Annotated in this window: 24 protein-coding genes; 17 read left to right on the top strand and 7 right to left on the bottom strand. The window is 41.1% G+C overall.

What is annotated here, in order from left to right:
* Positions 1-5: 5 nt before the first annotated feature.
* From rlmH to lipA, 8 genes are all read left to right on the top strand, one after another.
* Positions 6-476: a 23S rRNA (pseudouridine(1915)-N(3))-methyltransferase RlmH gene (gene rlmH / locus BTO21_RS09075; RefSeq protein ID WP_045031008.1), complete on the top strand. Its 471-nt coding sequence runs from the start codon at positions 6-8 to the stop codon at positions 474-476.
* A 6-nt stretch (positions 477-482) separates the two neighbouring features.
* Entirely contained in the window at positions 483-2,438 is a 1,956-nt protein-coding gene (gene mrdA, locus BTO21_RS09080; protein WP_045031010.1) for a penicillin-binding protein 2, read from the top strand.
* On the top strand, positions 2,438-3,559 hold the full coding sequence (rodA, locus tag BTO21_RS09085) for a rod shape-determining protein RodA (RefSeq protein WP_045031012.1): 1,122 nt from the start codon (positions 2,438-2,440) through the stop codon (positions 3,557-3,559). The genes mrdA and rodA overlap by 1 nt, the downstream gene beginning before the upstream one ends.
* 3 nt (positions 3,560-3,562) lie before the next feature.
* On the top strand, positions 3,563-4,435 hold the full coding sequence (locus tag BTO21_RS09090; RefSeq protein WP_045031014.1) for a septal ring lytic transglycosylase RlpA family protein: 873 nt from the start codon (positions 3,563-3,565) through the stop codon (positions 4,433-4,435).
* A 230-nt stretch (positions 4,436-4,665) separates the two neighbouring features.
* The gene (locus BTO21_RS09095) at positions 4,666-5,838 is read left to right on the top strand and encodes a serine hydrolase (RefSeq protein WP_045031016.1); all 1,173 of its coding nucleotides are present in this window, start codon (positions 4,666-4,668) and stop codon (positions 5,836-5,838) included.
* 219 nt (positions 5,839-6,057) lie between these two features.
* Positions 6,058-6,333 (top strand): DUF493 family protein YbeD, encoded by a 276-nt coding sequence (gene ybeD, locus BTO21_RS09100; RefSeq protein ID WP_045031018.1) that lies wholly within the window; start codon positions 6,058-6,060, stop codon positions 6,331-6,333.
* A gap of 242 nt (positions 6,334-6,575) precedes the next feature.
* Positions 6,576-7,226, top strand: coding sequence for a lipoyl(octanoyl) transferase LipB (gene lipB, locus BTO21_RS09105; RefSeq protein ID WP_045031020.1), 651 nt, complete (start codon positions 6,576-6,578; stop codon positions 7,224-7,226).
* On the top strand, positions 7,223-8,194 hold the full coding sequence (gene lipA, locus BTO21_RS09110; protein ID WP_045031021.1) for a lipoyl synthase: 972 nt from the start codon (positions 7,223-7,225) through the stop codon (positions 8,192-8,194). Before lipB ends, lipA begins: the two co-directional genes overlap by 4 nt.
* A 100-nt stretch (positions 8,195-8,294) precedes the next feature.
* On the opposite strand, the gene bamC is transcribed toward lipA, so the two are convergent.
* Together bamC and dapA are read right to left on the bottom strand one after the other, a co-directional pair.
* Entirely contained in the window at positions 8,295-9,305 is a 1,011-nt protein-coding gene (gene bamC, locus BTO21_RS09115; protein ID WP_045031024.1) for an outer membrane protein assembly factor BamC, read from the bottom strand.
* A 51-nt stretch (positions 9,306-9,356) separates the two neighbouring features.
* A complete protein-coding gene (gene dapA / locus BTO21_RS09120) occupies positions 9,357-10,235 on the bottom strand; it encodes a 4-hydroxy-tetrahydrodipicolinate synthase (protein WP_045031025.1) in 879 nt (292 codons plus the stop codon).
* A 356-nt stretch (positions 10,236-10,591) separates the two neighbouring features.
* Here dapA and BTO21_RS09125 point away from each other — a divergent pair, with 356 nt between their 5' ends.
* Both BTO21_RS09125 and bcp read left to right on the top strand, forming a co-directional pair.
* On the top strand, positions 10,592-11,128 hold the full coding sequence (locus tag BTO21_RS09125) for an ACT domain-containing protein (RefSeq protein WP_045031027.1): 537 nt from the start codon (positions 10,592-10,594) through the stop codon (positions 11,126-11,128).
* 76 nt (positions 11,129-11,204) lie between these two features.
* Positions 11,205-11,669 carry a thioredoxin-dependent thiol peroxidase gene (bcp, locus tag BTO21_RS09130; protein WP_045031029.1) on the top strand — a complete coding sequence of 155 codons (465 nt, stop codon included), beginning with the start codon at positions 11,205-11,207 and terminating at the stop codon, positions 11,667-11,669.
* A 91-nt stretch (positions 11,670-11,760) separates the two neighbouring features.
* Here the strand turns inward: bcp and BTO21_RS09135 are convergent, their stop codons facing one another.
* Positions 11,761-12,831: an AI-2E family transporter gene (locus tag BTO21_RS09135; RefSeq protein ID WP_045031031.1), complete on the bottom strand. Its 1,071-nt coding sequence runs from the start codon at positions 12,829-12,831 to the stop codon at positions 11,761-11,763.
* A 4-nt stretch (positions 12,832-12,835) separates the two neighbouring features.
* Positions 12,836-13,090, bottom strand: a complete 255-nt coding sequence (locus BTO21_RS09140; protein WP_232573331.1) for a sulfurtransferase TusA family protein — start codon at positions 13,088-13,090, stop codon at positions 12,836-12,838.
* A 168-nt stretch (positions 13,091-13,258) separates the two neighbouring features.
* On the opposite strand from BTO21_RS09140, the gene bepA reads away from it, so the two are divergent.
* The 4 genes from bepA to BTO21_RS09160 are packed head-to-tail and all read left to right on the top strand — an operon-like array spanning position 13,259 to position 16,163.
* Positions 13,259-14,725, top strand: a complete 1,467-nt coding sequence (bepA, locus tag BTO21_RS09145; RefSeq protein ID WP_045031035.1) for a beta-barrel assembly-enhancing protease — start codon at positions 13,259-13,261, stop codon at positions 14,723-14,725.
* Positions 14,726-14,759: 34 nt separating this feature from the next.
* Complete coding sequence (gene arsC, locus BTO21_RS09150) at positions 14,760-15,110, top strand: arsenate reductase (glutaredoxin) (RefSeq protein ID WP_045031037.1); 351 nt, start codon at positions 14,760-14,762, stop codon at positions 15,108-15,110.
* Positions 15,110-15,727, top strand: a complete 618-nt coding sequence (gene wrbA / locus BTO21_RS09155; RefSeq protein WP_045031039.1) for an NAD(P)H:quinone oxidoreductase — start codon at positions 15,110-15,112, stop codon at positions 15,725-15,727. The genes arsC and wrbA overlap by 1 nt, the downstream gene beginning before the upstream one ends.
* 13 nt (positions 15,728-15,740) lie before the next feature.
* Entirely contained in the window at positions 15,741-16,163 is a 423-nt protein-coding gene (locus BTO21_RS09160; protein ID WP_045031041.1) for a DUF2069 domain-containing protein, read from the top strand.
* 134 nt (positions 16,164-16,297) lie between these two features.
* Here BTO21_RS09160 and BTO21_RS09165 read toward each other — a convergent pair whose 3' ends face one another.
* Complete coding sequence (locus BTO21_RS09165) at positions 16,298-17,518, bottom strand: DUF2066 domain-containing protein (RefSeq protein WP_239998041.1); 1,221 nt, start codon at positions 17,516-17,518, stop codon at positions 16,298-16,300.
* A gap of 238 nt (positions 17,519-17,756) precedes the next feature.
* Here BTO21_RS09165 and BTO21_RS09170 point away from each other — a divergent pair, with 238 nt between their 5' ends.
* Positions 17,757-19,010, top strand: a complete 1,254-nt coding sequence (locus BTO21_RS09170) for a uracil-xanthine permease family protein (RefSeq protein ID WP_045031045.1) — start codon at positions 17,757-17,759, stop codon at positions 19,008-19,010.
* Between the two features lie 96 nt (positions 19,011-19,106).
* Here BTO21_RS09170 and upp read toward each other — a convergent pair whose 3' ends face one another.
* Positions 19,107-19,733 (bottom strand): uracil phosphoribosyltransferase, encoded by a 627-nt coding sequence (gene upp / locus BTO21_RS09175; protein WP_045031047.1) that lies wholly within the window; start codon positions 19,731-19,733, stop codon positions 19,107-19,109.
* Positions 19,734-19,923: 190 nt separating this feature from the next.
* Between upp and purM the strand changes: the two genes are divergently transcribed.
* Together purM and purN are read left to right on the top strand one after the other, a co-directional pair.
* A complete protein-coding gene (gene purM, locus BTO21_RS09180; RefSeq protein WP_045031048.1) occupies positions 19,924-20,964 on the top strand; it encodes a phosphoribosylformylglycinamidine cyclo-ligase in 1,041 nt (346 codons plus the stop codon).
* Between the two features lie 4 nt (positions 20,965-20,968).
* Positions 20,969-21,610 carry a phosphoribosylglycinamide formyltransferase gene (purN, locus tag BTO21_RS09185; protein ID WP_045031050.1) on the top strand — a complete coding sequence of 214 codons (642 nt, stop codon included), beginning with the start codon at positions 20,969-20,971 and terminating at the stop codon, positions 21,608-21,610.
* Positions 21,611-21,685: 75 nt separating this feature from the next.
* Here the strand turns inward: purN and BTO21_RS09190 are convergent, their stop codons facing one another.
* Positions 21,686-22,486: a class II glutamine amidotransferase gene (locus BTO21_RS09190; protein ID WP_045031052.1), complete on the bottom strand. Its 801-nt coding sequence runs from the start codon at positions 22,484-22,486 to the stop codon at positions 21,686-21,688.
* Positions 22,487-22,527: the final 41 nt, after the last annotated feature.

Here is a 22,527-nt window from a genome sequence, read left to right on the forward strand (position 1 = left end):
TGACAATGAAGCTTCAACTGATTGCTGTTGGTACTAAAATGCCAAAATGGGTTGAGGAAGGCTATAAAGAATATAGTCGTCGCTTCCCAAAAGATATGCCACTGGAATTAATTGAAATTTCAGCGGGAAAGCGTGGTAAAAATGCTGATATTCCTCGTATTCTTCAAAAAGAAGGTGAGGCAATGTTAGCAGCGGTCGCTAAAGGTAACCGTATTGTCACGCTGGATATTCCGGGTAAACGCTGGGATACAGGAGAATTGGCACAACAATTAGATGCATGGAAACTTGATGGACGTGATGTATCAATTTTGATCGGCGGACCAGAAGGACTTTCTCCTGCATGTAAAGCAGCGGCAGAACAAAGCTGGTCATTATCACCATTGACTTTACCACACCCATTGGTGCGCGTGGTAATGGCAGAAAGCTTATACCGTGCATGGAGTGTCACGGCTAACCATCCGTACCACAGGGAATAATCATTAATGAGGCAAAAGCGAACCCAGATCCGCGATCATCGCGCTGAGTCGGCACTGTTTTATCGTCGAGCTCTTGTCTCATTTATTGGTATTGCAATACTTGTAGGCCTGCTGCTGTTTAATCTGTTTCACATTCAGGTTGAGCAACATCAGGACTATCAAACCCGTTCTAATGATAACCGCATCAAAATTGTTCCCGTCCCCCCTAATCGCGGCTTAATTTATGACCGTAACGGGGTAATTTTGGCTGAAAACAGGCCAATATATAGCCTTGAAATCACCTTAGAAAAAGTCTCTGAACTCGATCAGACTTTTGCCGATCTCAAACAGATCATGGGCATTACTGATGAAGACATTGCTAACTTCCAAAAAGAACGCCGTCGCACCCGTCGTTTTAAATCAGTGCCTATTCTTGAGCATCTCAACGAAAAACAAGTGGCGCTGTTTTCTGTTAATCAACATCGCCTACCCGGGGTAGAAGTTAAAGCACACTTAAAGCGTTATTATCCTTACGGAGATGTCTTAACTCACGTTTTAGGTTACGTCGCTAAAATTAACGATCGTGATCTTAAAAAGCTCGATAAAGCCGGTAAAATAAGCAATTACAAAGCCACCCGTGATATGGGAAAACTGGGCGTTGAACGTTATTACGAAGAACTATTGCATGGCACATCAGGCTATCAAGAAGTTGAGGTCAATAGCCGTGGGCGCGTTATTCGTACCCTAAAATATATTCCCCCAATTCCGGGTAAAGATATCAAGATCAATATTGATATCCATCTTCAGCAATATGTGCGTAATTTACTGATCGAACGCAGTATTGACCCAGAAACAGGCAAAGAAATCGTTAAACATAAGCGTGGTTCTATTGTGGTATTAGACCCTAAAGACAACGCTATTTTAGCCATGGTCTCAAGCCCAAGTTATGATGCAAACCTGTTCGTTCGTGGGATCTCAAGTAAGAAATACAATGCCTTACTGAATAATCCAGATCGTCCCTTGGTTAATCGAGTCACGCTCGGTATTTATCCACCCGCATCAACCGTTAAGCCCTTTATTGCCGTTGCCGCATTAACGGAAGGGGTTATCACGCCCAATACCACTCGGAATGATCCCGGTTGGTGGCAAATACCGAACTCTACCAGTCGTAAATTCCGTGACTGGTTACGTTGGGGACATGGTCGAGTCAATATTTATAAAGCGATTGAAGAGTCAGTCGATACGTATTTCTATCAAGTTGCCTACGATCTTGGTATTGATCGCCTCTCGACATGGATGAACAAATTTGGTTATGGCGAATATACAGGCGTTGATATTCACGAAGAAAGTAAAGCCAATATGCCCACTAGAGAATGGAAACAAACACGCCATAAGCGTCCTTGGTATCAAGGGGATACTATTCCCGTTGGTATTGGCCAAGGTTATTGGACCGCGACCCCATTACAAATGGCGAAAGCCACTTCCGTATTGGTCAATAGTGGCGTTGTACATCGCCCACACCTACTTAAAAATATTATTGATGACAACATAGAAGCACCGGCTGAATTTAAAGATTTTCCACAAATCACAGGCGTTGATCAAAAAACATGGGAAATCGCACGTGAAGGTATGCACCGCGTACTTTACGGTAACCGTGGTACAGCACGTAAAGCGTTTTATAACACCCCTTATCAGGCGGGTGGTAAATCAGGTTCAGCCCAAGTTTTTGGTTTAGCTGAAAACCAAAAATATAATGCTGATGAATTAGAAGAGCATTTACGTGACCATGCCTTATTTACCGCTTTTGCACCATTTGATAAACCACAAGTTGTGGTCGCGATGGTATTAGAAAATGCTGGCGGTGGTTCAAGTAACGGTGGACCTATTGCACGTAAAATATTTGATCATATGCTCATTGAATCCCCTGCCGATATACTGTCACCAGTGGTAGCACCAATAAAAGCAACAGCAGAGGTACGTTAATGAGCATCATGGCAACAACCGGTCAAAAACCCACGTTAAGTGACCGCTTACATATCGATATCCCTTTATTACTGGGATTATTAGCGATCATGAGTTTCTCATTAGTGATCATGTACAGTGCCAGTGGCCAAAGTATACCGATGATGGAACGTCAAGCGATGCGAATGGTATTGTCACTTGGGGTAATGTTACTATTAGCCCAAATCGCACCGCGTCACTATGAAGCATGGGCACCCTATTTATTTGGCATTGGCTTAGTGCTACTGGTAAGTGTTCTCTCTTTTGGCGAAGTATCCAAAGGCGCCCAACGATGGCTAAACTTAGGCTTTATTCGCTTCCAGCCCTCAGAGTTAATCAAACTTGCAGTACCATTAATGGTGGCGCGATTTATAGGCAATCGTCCACTGCCTCCCACATTTACTAATATCTTCGTTGCATTAGTGTTAATTTTCACGCCAACGATTTTAATTGCCAAACAACCCGACCTTGGCACCTCAATTTTGATCGCCGCATCGGGGATATTTGTTCTGTTTCTGTCAGGAATTAGCTGGCGAGTGATAATTGGTGCATTGGTATTACTCGGCGCCTTTATTCCTGTGTTATGGTTCTTCTTGATGCATGACTATCAACGCACTCGAGTGATGACCTTATTTAATCCTGAGTCTGATCCTTTAGGTGCGGGATACCATATCATCCAATCAAAGATAGCCATTGGTTCCGGAGGGATCACGGGCAAAGGCTGGCTCCATGGTACGCAATCACAATTAGAATTTGTTCCTGAACGTAATACTGACTTCATTTTTGCGGTGATCGCCGAAGAATGGGGCTTAGCGGGTGTTATTGGTTTATTAACAATGTATCTATTTGTGCTTGCTCGTGGATTATTACTTGCAAGCCGAGCTCAAACTGCGTTTGGACGCATGATGGCAGGTAGTATCGTACTCAGCTTCTTTGTTTATATTTTTGTTAATATCGGAATGGTGAGTGGACTATTACCTGTCGTAGGTGTACCGCTCCCCCTTGTTAGCTATGGTGGTACCTCAATGGTTACTCTTATGGCTGGTTTTGGTATTCTGATGTCCATCCACACTCATCGAAAAATGTTGTCTAAGGCGACCTAATAAATGCGTTCACTATTTGTAGTTTTTTTCCTAATTCTTACTGGGTGTAGTTCTTCGCCTGAACAAACTCAACAGCCCCAAACTAAGCCGAATACAACCACGAAACCAGCTCAAATCATCAAACCGAATACCGACGACCCAAATGCTGGCCGCTATTCCCTTAAAGATGATCGTGCTCCTAAGGTTATTCCTGACTTTTCAAAAGTACACTTAATTACGCCTCACTACGAACCTTATAGCCGTGGCGGCAATAAAGACTATACCTTACGCGGTAAACGCTACCATATTATTAAAAACCCTCAAGGCTATACTGAGACAGGGTTTGCTTCATGGTATGGTGAAAAATTTCACGGCCATAAAACCGCTAACGGTGAAGTGTATAATATGTTCGCGATGACAGCGGCGCATAAAACCTTACCATTACCGAGTTTTGTCCGTGTTACCAATACGCTTAATCATAAATCAGTGATTGTGCGTGTTAACGATCGGGGCCCATTCCATGATGGACGTATTATTGATTTAAGTATGGCGGCAGCGTCTAAATTAGGCGTGATCAGCTACGGTACAGCGCCGGTAAAAATTGAAGTAATAACGACACCAAAACCATCAACCAAAGCTGAAATAAAAAAAGCACCGATCCCTATTCAATATTTCATCCAATTAGCGGCAGTTAATAACCAGAAAACAGCGGATCAGATGCAACAAGACGTTAAAAAACGCTATAACACCAACGTTGATATTGAAAAAATCACCGATCGTACTATTTTTCGGGTTCGATTAGGGCCATTTTTAGACCATAAAGATGCTGATTTATTACTCAGTAAAGTGAAAGATAAGCATTACCCGCAAGCATTTATGATCACTGAAAAACGATAATTGAACCTTCTTCTTATTTTGTGATCATACCTACAGCCTATAGTTTGTTATTAAACTCATAAAACTATAGGCTTTTTATTGCTCTACTCAATAGCAATACCATCAATGTTAATCTTAATTCCCCCAATGTCAGAACTGTGGAAACTTCCGTTCAGGCACTGATTGCCAAGATGTTATCTGTTATAGTAAGCCCACTTTTTAGCCACAGATTAATTAAAGTTAGATATATCATGAAAAAAACAGCTGTGCTTTTCCGTTCTGTAGCCATCTCTGCCACCCTGCTGGTTTCAGCTACTGTTGCTGCATCACCAGCAGTAGTACCTGAAGCTCCACAAATTGCGGCTAAAGGTTATGTTCTTATTGACTACAACTCTGGCAAAATCATTGCTGGTCATAACCAAAATGAAAAATTAGCGCCCGCTAGTCTAACCAAACTAATGACCAGTTATGTTATTGGTCAAGAAATTAAAAACGGCAATATCTCCCCTAATGATAACGTCGTAATTAGTAAAAATGCATGGGCGAAAAACTTCCCAGGTTCATCAAAGATGTTCTTAGAAGTGGGTAAGACCGTTAAAGTCTCAGATCTTAACCGCGGCATTATTGTTGACTCAGGTAACGATGCTTGTGTCGCAATGGCTGAGCATATTGCAGGATCACAACAATCGTTTGTTGAATTAATGAACGGTTGGGCTAAAAATCTAGGCATGAAATCAACCCATTTTACCAACGTACATGGTTTAGATAATCCAAACCTATACACCACCCCTTACGATCTTGCTGTTCTTACACGTGCGCTTATCCACGATCTTCCAAATGAATTTAAGATCTACGATGAGAAATCATTTACCTACAACGGCATAACCCAATATAACCGTAATGGTTTATTGTGGGATCAAAGCATGCATGTTGATGGCATGAAAACCGGTCACACAGATAATGCCGGTTATAGCTTGGTAAGTACTGCCACAGAAGGCAATGTACGTCTAATTTCAGTGGTAATGGGCACGGCAAGTAAACATGCGCGTCTTGCTGAAAGTAAAAAGTTACTGACTTATGGTTTCCGCTTCTTCACCACGCTAACACCGTATAAAAAAGATCAAACATTTGTGACTGAAAAAGTCTGGATGGGCGATACTGATAAAGTAAATCTTGGTGTTAATGAAAATACCTACGTTACGATCCCTCGTAGCCAAACTAAAGATCTTAAAGCAAGCTTTGTATTAACCAAAGAACTTAAAGCACCAATTAAAAAAGGTGAGGTGATGGGTACACTTTATTACCGTTTAGGTGATACCGATATTGCTCAGTACCCTTTAGTTGCTCTAACTGAAGTAAAGCAAGGCAGTTTCTTTAGCCGTTTAGTTGATTACGTAATGATGCTGGTACAAAGCTGGTTTTAATCATTCGTTATAAACGCAATATGCCCTAATAAGAAGCTGCCGAATGGTGGCTTCTTTGGGTTTACAAGGCTGCATACACATTTTCCAATAACCGACAGCCACCACCACAATTACACGCTTGTTTTCCAGCTAATGACGCATTAAGATGCCAGCATACTTCGTGTTTTGTGACTCATAACACGGTCTAAAATTGAATAAACGCAACCTTGGAGTTCTATTATGCAAGAACAAGAGCAACCAAAACTAAAAGACCTATTGGAATTCCCTTGTAGCTTTGCTTTCAAAGTCATGGGTGAGAATAAGCCAGAGTTAGAAGATCGTATCGTTGAAGTTATTCAAAAAACGATCCCTGGCGATTACGTTCCGACATCTAAGCCAAGCAGCAAAGGGACATATACCGCTGTCTCTGTAACGGTTAATGCAACCAATGTTGAACAAATTGAAACGCTATACAAAGAACTTGGCGCGATCGACATCGTGCGCGTTGTACTATAGTCATTCCATGTAAAGACTAATGGCGACTACTTTTCAGTCGCCATATTTTTTATCTTTTTTCTTTTCCCTCTCTACATTTACTCTCTTTTTATCTTCTTTTTCCCTTTGAAATATAATCATCAAAACTATTAATAATCACTCAATAACGGGTTAATCATGCATCTTTGAGCAGTTTAGGTATAATAGCGAGGTTCACAGTCATAAAATGGCGCTTTGCGTTATATCAATAAATAGGCACAAATTTGCAAAATTCTCTTATTATTAGAAATCTGGGCCGTTGTGATTATCAAACTACCTTTGATGCTATGCATCAATTCACCAATGACCGCACCGACATGTCGGCCGATGAAGTATGGTTGGTTGAACATCACCCCGTATTCACTCAAGGCCAAGCTGGAAAAATAGAACATCAGCTCAACACAGGTGATATTCCAGTAGTGCAAAGTGATCGTGGTGGCCAAGTGACATATCATGGTCCAGGGCAGCAAGTCGCTTATATATTGATTAACTTACGCAGAAAAAAACTCAGTGTTCGTGACCTAGTCAGCCACATCGAAAACACAATTATTAACACGCTATCTCAATTTGGGATTACATCTAATGCTCGCCCTGATGCACCTGGTGTCTATGTCGATAATCGCAAGATATGTTCATTAGGCCTACGGATCAGACGCGGCTGCTCTTTTCATGGTCTGGCACTTAATATCAATATGGATTTGGCCCCGTTCCAACGGATTAATCCTTGTGGTTATGCTGGAATGGAAATGACGCAAACAGCGTTATTGAATGGCCCGTATGAACTGATGGACGTTCAGCCGGTACTCATTGAAGAATTAACAAAATTACTCGACTACCCTCAGGTCGAGTGGATGACGGAAAGCAATCAACTATGAGCAAACCAATAAAAATTGAACAAGGCGTTAAATACCGTGATGCTGATAAAATGGCATTAATTCCTGTACGCAATGTTGCCCAAGAAGAAGCACCCAAAGAGGTGTTACGTAAACCTTCATGGATGAAAATAAAACTGCCATCTGACAGTAAGCGTATTCAAGAAATCAAATCGGCACTACGTAAAAACAATCTCCACTCAGTATGTGAAGAAGCATCATGTCCAAACTTGGCAGAATGTTTTAATCACGGTACTGCAACCTTTATGATTTTAGGTGCAATTTGTACTCGTCGCTGCCCATTTTGTGATGTTGCTCATGGTCGTCCATTACCTCCCAATGCAGAAGAGCCAAGTCATCTAGCACAAACGATTGCCGAGATGAAATTGCGTTATGTCGTCGTTACATCCGTAGACCGTGATGATCTTCGTGATGGTGGTGCTCAACATTTTGTTGATTGCATTAATGATATTCGTGCCAAAAGCCCACAGATTCACATTGAAACGTTAGTACCGGATTTCCGTGGTCGTATGGATCGCGCGTTAGATATTTTCCGTGATACGGCACCGGATGTATTTAACCATAATCTTGAAACAGCACCCCGCTTATACCGCAAGGCTCGCCCTGGGGCGAACTATCAATGGTCGTTGGATCTATTAAAGAAATTTAAAGAAATTCATCCAACAGTGCCGACTAAATCTGGCGTTATGATGGGCTTGGGGGAAACTAAAGAAGAGATCATTCAAGTTCTAAAAGATCTACGAGCTCATGGCGTCACCATGCTAACTCTAGGTCAATATTTAGCACCAAGTCGTCACCACTTACCGGTTGAACGTTATGTGCCGCCTGAAGAATTCGATGAATTAAAACAAATTGCACTCGACCTAGGCTTTACTCATGCCGCTTGTGGACCGTTTGTACGTTCGTCTTACCATGCCGATCTACAAGCTCAAGGTGTTGAAATTAAATAATTAGTCGTTAATTAATAGCTAGTTGCTCGTTAATTTCCATAAAAAAACCGCTTTAGTGATTAACTAAAGCGGTTTTTTAATAACCAAGATAACAGGTTAATTATTTAGCAAAAGCTGCGCCAAATACCGGTGCAATTGAATCTAATACCGATTCAGTCACAGGTTTGCCTTCATTATCAGTAATATTCAATGAAGTACGATTACCTAAATCACCAACAAGTATACGATACTTATCATTGGTTAAATTCATCGGTTTAGTGCCAAGCTTAGTCCAGAAGGCATCATCCGGTTGACGGTATTTAACATCAATCAGACCTTGTGAACGGTTACGATCTTCAACCGTAAAACCAAGCTTTTGTAGCATTATTGGTAAACGTTCCCACATATCATCATAAGGAGCGCGTGCAATAATAATCGGTAAGCCGCTGCGATCAGTACCCATCATAATAGGCACATTCTTTAATTGCTCAGCCGCAGCAATACGTGCTTGCTCACGCGCCATATTATCGTATTTCGCCATCACTAAATTGGTCATTAAAATGCTATAGCGACGCTTGTTATCAACACTAACAGGTTTAACTTTACCATCTTCACGCCAATCGGTTAGCGTAATACGGTAGCTATTAATGTTAGGTGATTTTTCAATCGTGTAACGACTACTGATCTTGGTATCTTCATCATCATTGGTCCAAGAAACCCAATCAGTATCAATACGATCAGCACTTTGTTTTACAATACCGACTTTATTATCAGTGATCAGCTGTTGTGTCACACGCCATATCTTCATTAGCTCATTTGACGAAGGCATAAACAGGGTTACACCTTGTTGATCAATGGCAAAAGTTACACCGGGAATCAACTCTAACACTTGTAGTGGTGGACGAATATCAACCTTCGTACCCACTTCTCCCTGATAAACACGTTGTGGGATCGTATAGTCAGTGTTACTAAAAGGTTGAGCACCTGCCGGCAACGTCCAACTTTCAAGTGATGGCGTATTAAGATAATTAAAATCTTGCGCTGCCTGTCGGCGACTATCTGCACCACTAGAACATGCTGTAATGCTTGTCGCTACAACGGCGGCTAATGCTAGCCGGTATTTATAATTCATTTATGCTCCTGCGCTCCTATATTGTTACAGCGGTTTATTAACGATTCAGTATTATAATACTTTCGCGTCAATGAGTGCTTGCTTAACAATAGGTTGCTGTGATTCGCTTAAAACAGTAAGCGGAAGTCGTAAGTTATCGTGTTCAATTAATCCCATTTGGTAAGCTGCCCATTTAACAGGAATGGGATTCGCTTCAACAAACAGTTTGGTATGTAATGGCATTAAGCGTTGATTTATTTCTTGTGCAGCTTCAATCTTACCGTTTAAGGCCAAATCAAACATCGTCGCCATTTCTGCTGCGGCAATATTCGCTGTAACAGAAATAACCCCATGACCACCTTCAGCAACAAAATCAACACCCGTTGCATCATCACCGCTTAATTGGATAAAATCTGCGCCACAAAGTTCCCGTGTTTTTTTAACGCGAGTAATATCACCCGTTGCATCTTTAATACCGATGATATTGTCAAGCTTTGCTAACCTTGCAACCGTTTCTGGCAGCAAATCAACCGCAGTGCGACCCGGAACATTGTATAAAATTTGGGGTATGTCCGTCGCTTCTGCAATGGCTTTATAATGTTGGTATAAACCTTCTTGGGTTGGTTTATTATAGTATGGCGTCACACTTAAACAGGCAGCAATTCCCGTACCAGAAAACAGTTTGGTAATCGTTACTGCTTCATGGGTTGCATTCGCTCCGGTACCTGCAATAACAGGCACGCGTCCATCAACATACTCTAGCGTTTTTAAAACAACTTTAACCTGCTCATCAACAGTTAGTGTTGTTGATTCACCCGTTGTTCCAACCGAAATAATAGCTTTGGTACCCGCTTCAATATGGTAATCAACTAGCTTTTGTAGGCCGATGTAATCAACTTCACCTGAAGAATCAAATGGTGTCAATAATGCTACCATGCTTCCTGAAAACATATTCGTCTCCCCTTTTTTATATATCGTAACGATTCAAAGCTAACCACATTAACAACCAATCAATAAAAATGGTTACGGTATATAGCTAGTGATAAGTCATGGTACTTTTGCATGACTATAAACTCAAGCAAAGGGTGACTGAAAACCGTTAACTGACGCGCTTTATCGTATTCATTTTAAGCGAGTCGGTAATGTTTAACGTTTCTCACACCAAAAACACATTTTTAAAGTGATTATAATTGTTAACCACACAATTATAATAAAAAATTTTGTGATTACTGATGATGATTTGCGCTCTTTTGAATAATCAGTCTGTGCTAACATACGAATAATGATCACGAAAAATGGCGCTAAATATGGAACATTACCTCGTAATAACCGCAGTAGGTACTGACCGACCAGGTATCACCGATGAGATCACTCATCTTGTCGCGCACAGTGGCTGTAACATCGTTGATAGTCGAATCGCTCTTTTTGGCTCTGAGTTCACGCTGATTATGTTACTTTCGGGTAACAGCAATGCCATCTCAAGAATTGAATCTACACTGCCGCTTAAAGGCCAAGAGCATGATTTAATCACGGTAATGAAACGTACCAATAAACATATTGCGCGTTTCTTTCCATATACGGCTGATTTTCATATCGAAGCCAAAGATAGCCCTGGGCTGATTAAGAATTTCACCCATTTCATGGCTAGCCGAAAAATTGATATTTCAACCCTAAGTGCCAATACCGTTGAAAATGGCTATGCCGATATCGATAACCAATTAGTGTTGCAAATAAGTACTAATTTACCTGAAGGCTGTAATTTAGAGAGCTTACAAGAAGAATATGAAACACTTTGTTCTCAACTCAATGCTCACGGTACAGTAAATTTTATTGGTCACCATTGATTAATATAGCCCTTCAAAACACACCATAACAGTACGCGTTATATTGACGTTTATGACTAATTAAAAGGACAGCTGCATGAATACACTAACAGCAGGAATGCTCGCCCCCACTTTTACTTTGCTCAATCAAGACGACCAACCCGTCAGTTTAAGTGACTTTACAGGCAAAAAAGTACTGGCTTATTTCTACCCTAAAGCAATGACCCCCGGTTGTACCGTTCAAGCCTGCGGTTTACGTGACAGTAAAGCTGAATTAGAAGCACATAATGTAGTCGTTTTAGGCATCAGTATTGATCCCGTTAAGCGTTTACCTAAGTTTATTGAGCGCGATAATCTTAACTTCACCTTATTATCTGATGAAGATCATGCGGTTGCAGATCAATTTGGGGTGTGGGGAGAGAAGAAATTCATGGGTAAAATCTATGATGGTTTGCATCGCATCAGTTTTCTAATTGATGAACATGGCAAAATTGAGCATGTGTTTGATAAATTCAAAACCAAAGATCATCACCAAGTCGTGCTTGATTACCTCAATCAATAATATCATCTAAAACTACAGCTATTAAAAAAGGCCGCTATCGGCCTTTTTAAGTTTTTTAGTCTGGTTAACTCACGATAAATTTATCAAGAAATCAGTAACTCACAGGTGGTATAGCTTCTTTCATCACTAATGCACTCCACACCGCTTTGACTAAGGTTGCTAATGGGATCGCGAAGAACACTCCCCAGAATCCCCATAACCCACCGAAGACTAACACCGCAACAATAATGGCCACAGGGTGTAAATTAACCGCCTCAGAAAACAGTACCGGTACCAATACATTACCATCAAGTACTTGCACAATACCGTAAGCAACTAATAACCACCAAAAATCAGGTGTCCAGCCCCATTGAAATAAAGCAACCATCGCAACAGGTACTGTGACAGCTGCGGCACCAATATAAGGAATTAATACCGATAAGCCGACTAACACCCCTAGTAGCACAGCATACTGAAGCCCCATCACCACAAACACAATATAACTCGCGATGCCAACAATGAATATTTCAATCACTTTCCCACGAATATAATTCGAGATTTGCTGGTTCATTTCGACACTAACCTTACCAGCTAGACGACGGTTTTTAGGTAATACCCCTATAAATGACCGCAAAATAGTGTCTTTATCTTTCAATAAAAAGAACAGTAATAAAGGCACTAAAATCAAATAAACCCCTAACGTGGCTAAACTCACTAATGATGATAATGAGCCTTTAACAACGCTGCCGCCTAATGCCAGCACTTTTTCACGTAAGGTATCAGTAAAGACGGTGATTTGATGAGCTTGAACAAAATCAGGATAACGCTCAGGAAGGCTGGAGACATATAACTGCAAATCATTGAGCATTTTGGGAACATCAGCACTTAAATTGGTAATTTGATGCCAAATAGTCGGCACTAAACCCAACAACGCTAAAATCATTAATCCTGCAAAAACAATCAATACTACTGCAACAGCAAGTGTTCGTGGTACGCCCCACAGGGTTAAACGTGCTACCGGCGATTCAAGTAAATAGGCCAAAACGATGGCAACTAATAGCGGTGTAATTAACCCCCCAAAGAAATATAAGGTTAAAAAAGCACCGCCTAAAATGATCATTAAACTCACAGCATGAGGATCAGAGAATCGGCGTTGATACCAACTTTTAAACATATCCAACATGAAGTTACTGTCCTTTTTTCACAATAATCACCAGCTGATCAATCGTTTCAGCCTGTATATCAATAATAAATCCATTATTTTGTAAATAACGAAAAATATCCGTTTTTGCACTGGGTTGTGAAACCTTAATCACCAGTTTCTGGGTTGGTGATAAGTGTTTACATCTTCGCTTCACCATCAATAATGCTAACGGGCAACGGTGTGCCATAAGATCAAGCGTGAGGATTTCCATTCCAATAGAGTGACAGTGATTATTCATTGTCGTATTGTACCCTTAACCGCAAGGAATAAGCGAGATAACCACAAACGAATATCATAATAGCGAACCTAAGCTAAAATTCGCTGTCATAACAACGCAGCAGGTTATCGATAATTATCCCGTTATCCTATATTAATCATTAATCGACATGGTGGTTGTATTATTAATATGTTCCAATTTGCTAAAGCGCCAAGGTATCTTTTACTGTCAGCCTTACTCACAACGAGTTTATCAGCCGTCGCCAATAATGCCACGTCACTGCCAGATATCGGTACAACAGCAGCCTCAACACTAACCATTGATAAAGAAATTAAATACGGCGATATGTACATGCAAATGATGCGTGCCAGTCGTCCAATGATTAATGATCCAGTCTTGTCTGAATATATTCAAGATCTTGGTCATAAATTAGTGGCTAATGCTGATGGCGTAAAAACCCCATTTAATTTTTTCTTAATCCAAAATTATGAAATCAACGCCTTTGCATTATTCGGTGGCAATATTGGCGTGCATTCAGGATTGTTTTTACATGCTAAAACAGAAAGTGAATTAGCCTCTGTTATTGCACATGAAATTGCTCACGTTACCCAGCGTCACCTCGCGCGTACTTTAGAAGATCAAGCTAAAAAAAATCCAGCAACGATGGCTGCATTAATTGGCTCTCTATTATTAGTGGTGGCTGCACCAGAAGCGGGAATGGCGGCATTACACACCACCACCGCCGTATCGATGCAAGGTATGCTTAATCACACTCGTAGCAATGAAAAAGAAGCAGATCGAATAGGTATCGCCACCCTTGCTAAAGCTGGTTTTAACCCTCAAGCGATGCCACACTTTTTTGGACGCTTAGCCGAACAATATCGCTATACCACCAAATTACCCGCAATGTTACTTAGCCACCCACTGCCTGAATCACGTATTACCGATAGCCGTATGCGTGCAAATAACTACCCGAAAGTAAAATTACCGCCTTCAGAGCGTTATTTATTAGCTAAATCACGGATCGTGGCACGCAATATTGGTTTTAGTAAAACGTCGGCCTTAAATTGGTTTAACGCTGAACTCAAAAAAGCGACGCCGACTCAACGCCAAGAACTCAATTATGGCAAAGGGCTGGTTTATCTCGATAGTGGCCAGTATGCTAAAGCACAACAATTACTGTTACCATTAATCAGCGCTGAACCCAATAATTTATTTTATATTGATGCGATGACTGATTTGGATTTATATAAAAAACAATATGATAAAGCGATTGAACGGTTAGACAAAGCGTTACAATATCAACCAGAAAGTAGTGTATTACAACTTAATCTGGCCAATGTTTTACTTGAAGCTAAACATTATCAGCAAAGCCTTAACATATTGACCCGTTATAGCTATCAGCACCCTAATGACATTAATGGCTGGGCACTGTTAGCTCAAAATTATGCAAAACAAAATCAACGAGCCGGTGAGCTTGCGGCAATGGGCGAGTTAGCGGCACTGCGGGCACAATGGAAATTGGCAATCAGCAACTATACCCAAGCGGCTCAACAAGCAACATTGGGCTCGCTCGATCAAGCTCGATATGATGCACGACTTGATCAACTTAGGGTTCAACAAGCGCAATTTGAAGCCCTGCGTACTTCTTTTTAATATTTATTATTCAGTGAAACCATCAAGGATCTCTATGACCATTTCTATTTATCACAATCCACGTTGTTCAAAAAGCCGTGAGACATTAGCTTTACTCTCTGAGCATGCTATTACTCCCACCGTTATTCTCTATTTAGACACACCACCAACGATTGAGCAGCTACAACAGCTTTACCGCCAATTAGGCTATAGCAGCGTACGTGAAATGATGCGTACTAAAGAAAAACAGTACCAAGAATTGCAACTCGATGATCAAAACCTAACCGACCAAGCTCTATTTGAAGCGATTGCACTACACCCTAAATTACTCGAGCGACCAATTGTAGTTAACAATGATAAAGCGGCAATGGGTCGTCCGCCTGAGCATGTTTTGAGTATTTTATAATGGTAAAAATATTAGTACTTTATTACAGCCTTCATGGTAATACGCGCCAATTGGCACGTCATATAGGTCGGGGTATAGAACAAATCGAAGGCTGTGAAGCGGTACTAAGAACGGTAGCAGACATCCCTATTACGACGGATATTGCGACTGCAACAACTGCGGCGACAACACCAACCGTCACGACGATGAAAACTACCGATCCCATGGTGAGTCATGACGATCTTAAACAATGTGCCGCTATAGCAATGGGAAGTCCGGTTCGATTTGGCAATATGGCAGCACCGCTGAAGCATTTTTTAGATACAACCAGTAGCGAATGGCTCTCTGGCACCTTAATTGATAAGCCTGCCTGTGTGTTTACCTCATCGTCATCATTACATGGTGGTCAAGAAACTACGCTACAATCAATGATGCTACCCTTATTACATCATGGCATGGTCATTGTGGGGATCCCTTACTCGGAACCGCTCTTACATACCACATGCCACGGTGGCACACCTTATGGTGCATCGCATGTTAATCATGGCATTAATAAACAATTACACCCCGACGAAATAACACTAGCTCAAGCCATTGGACGGCGTTTAGCAACCATTGCATATAAATTAAGTGGCTAAAAAAGGAATATTCATGCCTAAAATGCAACTTTTAACCTATTTTGCACGTCAATCTGCATTAATCAGCCATTGTGGTTTAATTGCTTTTATTGGCGTGTGGCAATTAGTACTCTCACCTCATCAACACTTCTCTGCCGTTATTATTACCCTCTTGTGGGTAGCGCCGTTATTATTGCCTTTACTCGGTATGTTAGAAGCTAAACCCTATACTCATGCATGGGCCAATTTTATTTTAATGTTCTATATTTTGCATGCTGCAACGCTAATCACGCTCAATGATGGCGAAAGGAAGCTCGCGATAATAGAGTTAGCTATCGTTACGGTTTGCTTTGTCAGTAATATTGTTTTTGCGCGTTTACGAGCAAAAGAATTAGGGATTAAATTAAAGCGGCTATCACAAGTTGAACGTGAAGAACATGCCCGTTATAACGGTTAGCTCTCTTATCAAAATAAAACAATTATCACATTTAAAAAAGCCTCAGTACCCTATCTCTTTCTTATTGAAAGTGTATAAAGTACTAAGGCTATTTATTTAACCACACTGCTATCTCATCACTTTGGCAGGTGTGATCAGCTATTCCACGAATAAATATTTTGTGGTGTTACCGTTAATGCGTTAACCACAGGGGCTGATGTAACTGCTGCCGTTGAAGTAACTGCTGATGCGTCTGTCGTTGCGACAGGAGTTACAGGTACTGGTGTTGATACAACAGGATCAGCTGCAAAAGCTACCGCTGATTGAGTTTGGCTAATTTGATTATCATGACTAATTTCTTGATGGAATGCCTGCTCAGAACCTTGAAGATTTAATTGGAAGATTACACTATTGCCTTTAATTCTCATCGCATTAGCGCTACCAACAGTGGTTAAGTTACTCAACATTTTTTCTAATGCAAAAAAATCTTCTGTTGAATGAATATTATCGACTTCAATATTGATCTCGCCACCAGCAACACCACCTAATACAACCGCATATTTATTGGCTAAATAATCCGTTACTTGGTTAATCATCTTATTTGATGTTTGTGCCAACGTACCAGATGTTGTTCCGGTAATCGGTTGAGTATCCGCCGTTGCTATCTTACTTGGCTGCTGAGGATAAAACTGCCAGTTTAAGCTTACAGTGCCATCGGGTTGTTGCTGGGCTTTCACCAATAACAATCCATCAGCATGGTAACGTGTACTGGCAGCAGCAATAGGATCAATAAAATTACCCCATAAATCTGAAACATTGAGCGCGGTTGCATCTGTCATATCCCCAACAGGGAATGTTAATGGCAAACCACGGCTATCGGCTGCTTGCTTAGTGTCACTCACCAAAGCGTTAGTTGACTGATCCCACAAAATATTGCGTTGCTGACCATCGTTATCAACCATCCATACCAAAATATTAGGACGTTGATCTTTCCAAATGCTGGCTTTTGACTGAATCAATAATTGTTTAATTTGGTTTTTATCAAAGCTCAGATCAATTGCACGCTGACCATTTACTTGGTTGTAACCAAATTGACTTATATAACGACCACTATTGGTAATAGCCGCTTTAATCGCTGAGTTATTAAGAATATCAGTATTACCTGATATTTTGACCAATACATTCGCCAACCCCTGCTCACGCGCAGCTTGATCTGCTTGTTGATCGCTACCGATCAAGGTGACTTGGGTTTGATAAAGATCATTCACCGTCGCAGCTTGTACCGGCAACGCCAATACTGCTAAAAATAATAATGCAAATCGCAACATAGTAAGACTCATGGTTAATTCAAAAAATAGACCTAGTAAGACAGACAACAGGTTTTATCATTGGTGCCGTATCATAGCGCAGAGTATGTAAATTTGATTCGACAATTTCGTCAATATAATTTTATAACTCACATTTTTAACGGTGCTATGACTATTCCCATGCAAATAAAACGCCACTCGTTCTAAATTTAAACGTTTATAAGTCTTTTTCGCCTTGCATTCATATAGGCTATCTTTTGCTTCCATGCTAGGATTGCGCGATTTTTTTTACTTAGGAATAAATACCATGATGCAAGTTCTTCAAGGTGCACAGATGCTATTTGTAGCATTTGGAGCGTTGGTTCTCGTGCCGTTACTTACCGGCTTAGATCCTAATGTTGCTTTATTTGGCGCGGGGGCTGGAACACTTTTATTTCAGGTCGTCACCAAACGTTCTGTACCCATTTTTCTTGCCTCATCTTTCGCCTTTATTGCTCCAATGATGTATGGCATCCAAACTTGGGGCGTTGCAAGCACCATGGGTGGTTTAATGATGGCTGGCGTGGTCTATGTGATCATGGGCGGTGTTATTAAAGTGCGTGGCGTTGGTTTTATTCACCGTTTATTACCCCCAGTCGTTGTTGGTCCGGTGATCATGGTGATCGGTTTAGGACTCGCCCCCGCAGCCGTTAATATGGCAGTAGGAAAAACGGGTGGCGGTGACATTCAGCTAATCGCCCATGATACTGCACTGTGGATCTCAGCGATCTCCCTAACGGTAACAATTACTTTAAGTGTATTCGCTAAAGGCATTTTAAAATTAATTCCCATTGTAGGCGGCATTACTGCTGGCTATATAACTAGCCTTGGTTTTGGTGTAATTGATTTCACCCCCGTCATACAAGCCAGTTGGCTCGCAGTACCGAATTTCACCTTACCTGAATTTAATATCAACGCGGTGTTATTTATGATCCCCGTTGCGATTGCGCCAGCGGTCGAACATGTTGGTGATATCTTAGCTATTTCTAATGTTACGGGTAAAGATTACCTTAAAAAGCCCGGCCTACACCGTACCATGGCGGGTGATGGTATTGCGACTATCGCAGCTTCACTGGTAGGCGCACCACCAAACACAACCTATTCAGAAGTAACTGGTGCAGTTATGCTAACCAAAGCATTTAATCCAGTGATCATGACATGGGCAGCAGTCACAGCCATCATATTAGCTTTTGTGGGTAAACTTGGCGCGATATTACAAACCATTCCAGTGCCTGTTATGGGTGGGATCATGATTTTATTATTTGGCTCGATTGCAACAGTTGGTTTAAATACTCTGATTCGAAATCAAGTCGATTTACATCAAGCCCGCAATCTAGTTATCGTTGCGGTCACCTTAGTATTTGGTATCGGTGGCATGGCATTTGGTATTGGTGAGTTTAGCTTACAAGGTGTGAGTTTATGTGGCATCGTGGCTATTTTATTAAACCTTATCCTACCCCAAGATTTAGGCGAAACCAATATGGTTGATAATGCTCAAATTGAAGATACTGAGCATCTATAATCGCAGTCATTCTCGCTTTTAACCGATAAATTTTATCAAAAAAAACCGGACTTATTCAGTCCGGTTTTTTTATATCAGTGATAAATAATCGAATAATTATTTAGTACCGAAAATCTTATCGCCCGCATCACCAAGACCAGGGACAATGTAGCCCTTGTCGTTTAGCTTCTCATCAATAGCTGCTGTGTATAGCTCTACATCTGGATGCGCTTTTTCTAATGCTGCAATACCTTCAGGTGCTGCAACAAGTACCAGTACTTTAAATTGCGTACAGCCGTGTTCTTTTAATAGATCAAGCGTTGCAATCATTGAGCCGCCAGTCGCTAGCATTGGATCAACAACCAGTGCAATACGCTCATCAATGTGTGATGCTAACTTATTAAAGTAAGGTACTGGCTCTAGCGTTTCTTCATCACGGTAGATACCAACAACACTGATACGTGCGCTTGGCATATGCTCTAAAACACCATCCATCATGCCTAAACCAGCACGAAGAATTGGCACTACCGTCACTTTTTTACCCTTTAGTTGATCGATTTCAACTGGACCATTCCAGCCTTCAATCATCACTTTTTCTGTTTCGAAGTCTGAAGTCGCTTCATACGTTAGTAGGCTACCAACTTCGGTGGCCAATTCGCGAAAACGCTTAGTGCTGATATCACCTTCACGCATAAGACCGATCTTATGTTTAACCAGTGGGTGTTTCACCTCAACGACTTTCATTTTGACTCCTGGGCAATAAATTAAAAAAATCGCGCTATTATATACCAAGCCAATCGATTGCCGATAGTATCAAATGTTTATTGACTTAAATTTAATCGCTGCAACAAATTGACGCAAACGTTTGCTCTAATGTAATGACTACTGCTATTATACGCTGGTTTTTTACTTTAATACGTTTGAGGGATCATCTGTGAGCAACAAAAACTCTTCTCTTAGTTACAAAGATGCTGGTGTTGATATTGATGCTGGTAATGCATTAGTTGACCGTATTAAAGGCGTAGTTAAACGCACTCATCGTCCTGAAGTCATGGGCGGCATTGGAGGTTTTGGGGCTTTATGTTCACTTCCAACTAAATACAAAGAGCCTGTTTTGGTTTCAGGAACAGATGGCGTAGGTACCAAGCTTCGCCTTGCGATGGATCTAAAGCAACACGACACCATTGGTATTGATTTAGTCGCTATGTGTGTTAATGATCTGATTGTACAAGGTGGTGAGCCGTTATTTTTCCTAGATTATTACGCAACAGGTAAACTTGATATTGATACTGCTGCAAGTGTTGTTGCGGGTATTGGTGAAGGGTGTATTCAAGCAGGTTGTGCACTCATTGGCGGTGAAACAGCTGAAATGCCTGGCATGTACCATGGTGAAGATTACGATGTTGCCGGTTTCTGTGTCGGTGTTGTTGAGAAAGCCGACATCATTGATGGCTCAAAAGTCACCGCGGGCGATGCACTTATCGCTGTTGGTTCAAGTGGCCCACACTCAAACGGTTATTCATTGGTACGTAAAATCTTAGAAGTTTCCCAAGCTGATCTTAATCAAGATCTTGAGGGTAAAAAATTATCTGAGCATTTATTAACCCCAACTAAAATTTATGTTAAATCAGCGCTAAAAATGATTGAGAACTGTGATATTCACGCAATTTCTCATATTACTGGCGGTGGTTTCTGGGAAAATATCCCCCGCGTATTACCACAAGGTACTAAAGCGGTTGTTGATGGCAACAGTTGGCAATGGCCGGCTATTTTTAACTGGCTACAACAAGCGGGTAATGTTGATACATACGAAATGTACCGCACCTTCAACTGTGGTGTTGGTTTAGTCATTGCCTTACCACAAGCACAAGCTGCACTGGCGATTGAAATTCTACAGGCAGAAGGCGAAAACGCATGGCTGCTGGGTAAAATTGCAACAGCAGCCGTTGGTGAAGAGCAAGTAGAGATTAACTAAGTTCATGCATAATATCGTTGTCTTAATCTCAGGAAATGGCAGTAACTTGCAAGCGATTATTGATGGTTGCACTAATGGTGTCATCAAAAATAGCCGTGTTACTGCTGTGATCTCAAATAAAGCCGATGCTTATGGTCTTAAGCGAGCTCAACGGGCGAATATAGATAATCTTTATCTTACAGCAACTGAATTCGCCAACCGCCAAGCTTACGATCAAGCACTGATTGAAAAAATTGATGCTTATCAGCCTGATGTGATTATTCTAGCGGGTTTTATGCGAATATTATCTGCAGATTTTGTTCACCATTATCAAGGAAGAATGCTTAATATTCATCCTTCGTTATTACCAAAATATTCAGGATTAAATACTCACCAACGCGCAATCGATGCGGGTGATACAGAACATGGAACCAGTGTCCATTTCGTTACTGAAGAGCTTGATGGCGGACCGGTTATTTTACAGGCTAAAGTGCCGATTTTTGCAACTGATAATGTCGACGACGTCATTCAGCGCGTTCAACGACAAGAACATAATATCTATCCGTTAGTGACCCAATGGTTACTGAGTCAACGATTATCAATGCAAAATGGACATGCAGTACTTGATGGTAATATTCTGCCACCGCAAGGTTATGCCGCACAATAGACCCTATTAGGTACGTATAAAAAAGGCGATCTTATTGAGATCGCCTTTTTTTATTATCATGAATAAAATTATTTATTATTCATGAAGACTAACATCAGTTGCAACACTATGATAAACCGTCTCACCGAGATGGAACACGCGAAACTCACCACTCACCATCTTCTGCCAACTTTCATCATTCGTTAAAGGCTGAGTCGCGATGACAGTCACCACATCATTGGCGGTTGTCTCACGTTGAAAATCAATCGTCACATCTTCATCAATTAATGATGCTTTACCAAACGGAGCTCGTCGAGTGATCCAATGCAACTTATTAGTACAATAAGTAAGAACATACTCACCATTGCTCAGTAGCATGTTATACACGCCTAATTGACGCAATGTGTCACAACACTCAGCAAAATAACCAAACACCGGTGTCATATCAACAGGTAACACAGGAAAGCGTATTTCCAATTGATTCATTAACCAACAAAATGCAATTTCACTGTCAGTATCGCCAACGGCTTGATTACGCCCTACCGTTAATTGCTCATACCCTGTCAATTGGCCATTATGAGCAAACGTCCAATAGTTACCCCATACCTCACGTGTAAAAGGGTGTGTATTTTCTAAATTCACACCACCACGATTCGCTTGACGAATATGACTTACAACAGCACGGCTTTTTATTGGATATTGTTGCACCAACTCAGCAATACGTGATTGACAGCTTGGATTAGGATCTTTAAAAGTTCGAAATCCTTTACCTTCATAAAAGGTAATTCCCCATCCATCACTGTGTGGTCCAGTATTACCACCCCGCTGCATTAAACCGGTAAAGCTAAAACAAATATCTGTTGGCACATTGGCACTCATGCCTAATAATTCACACATTTTTATTTCTGCTCTTTGTGCTGAGTCATACTCATTTAAAC

It is taken from the genome of Photobacterium phosphoreum, assembly GCF_002954725.1.
In the GTDB taxonomy this organism is placed as follows: domain Bacteria; phylum Pseudomonadota; class Gammaproteobacteria; order Enterobacterales; family Vibrionaceae; genus Photobacterium; species Photobacterium phosphoreum.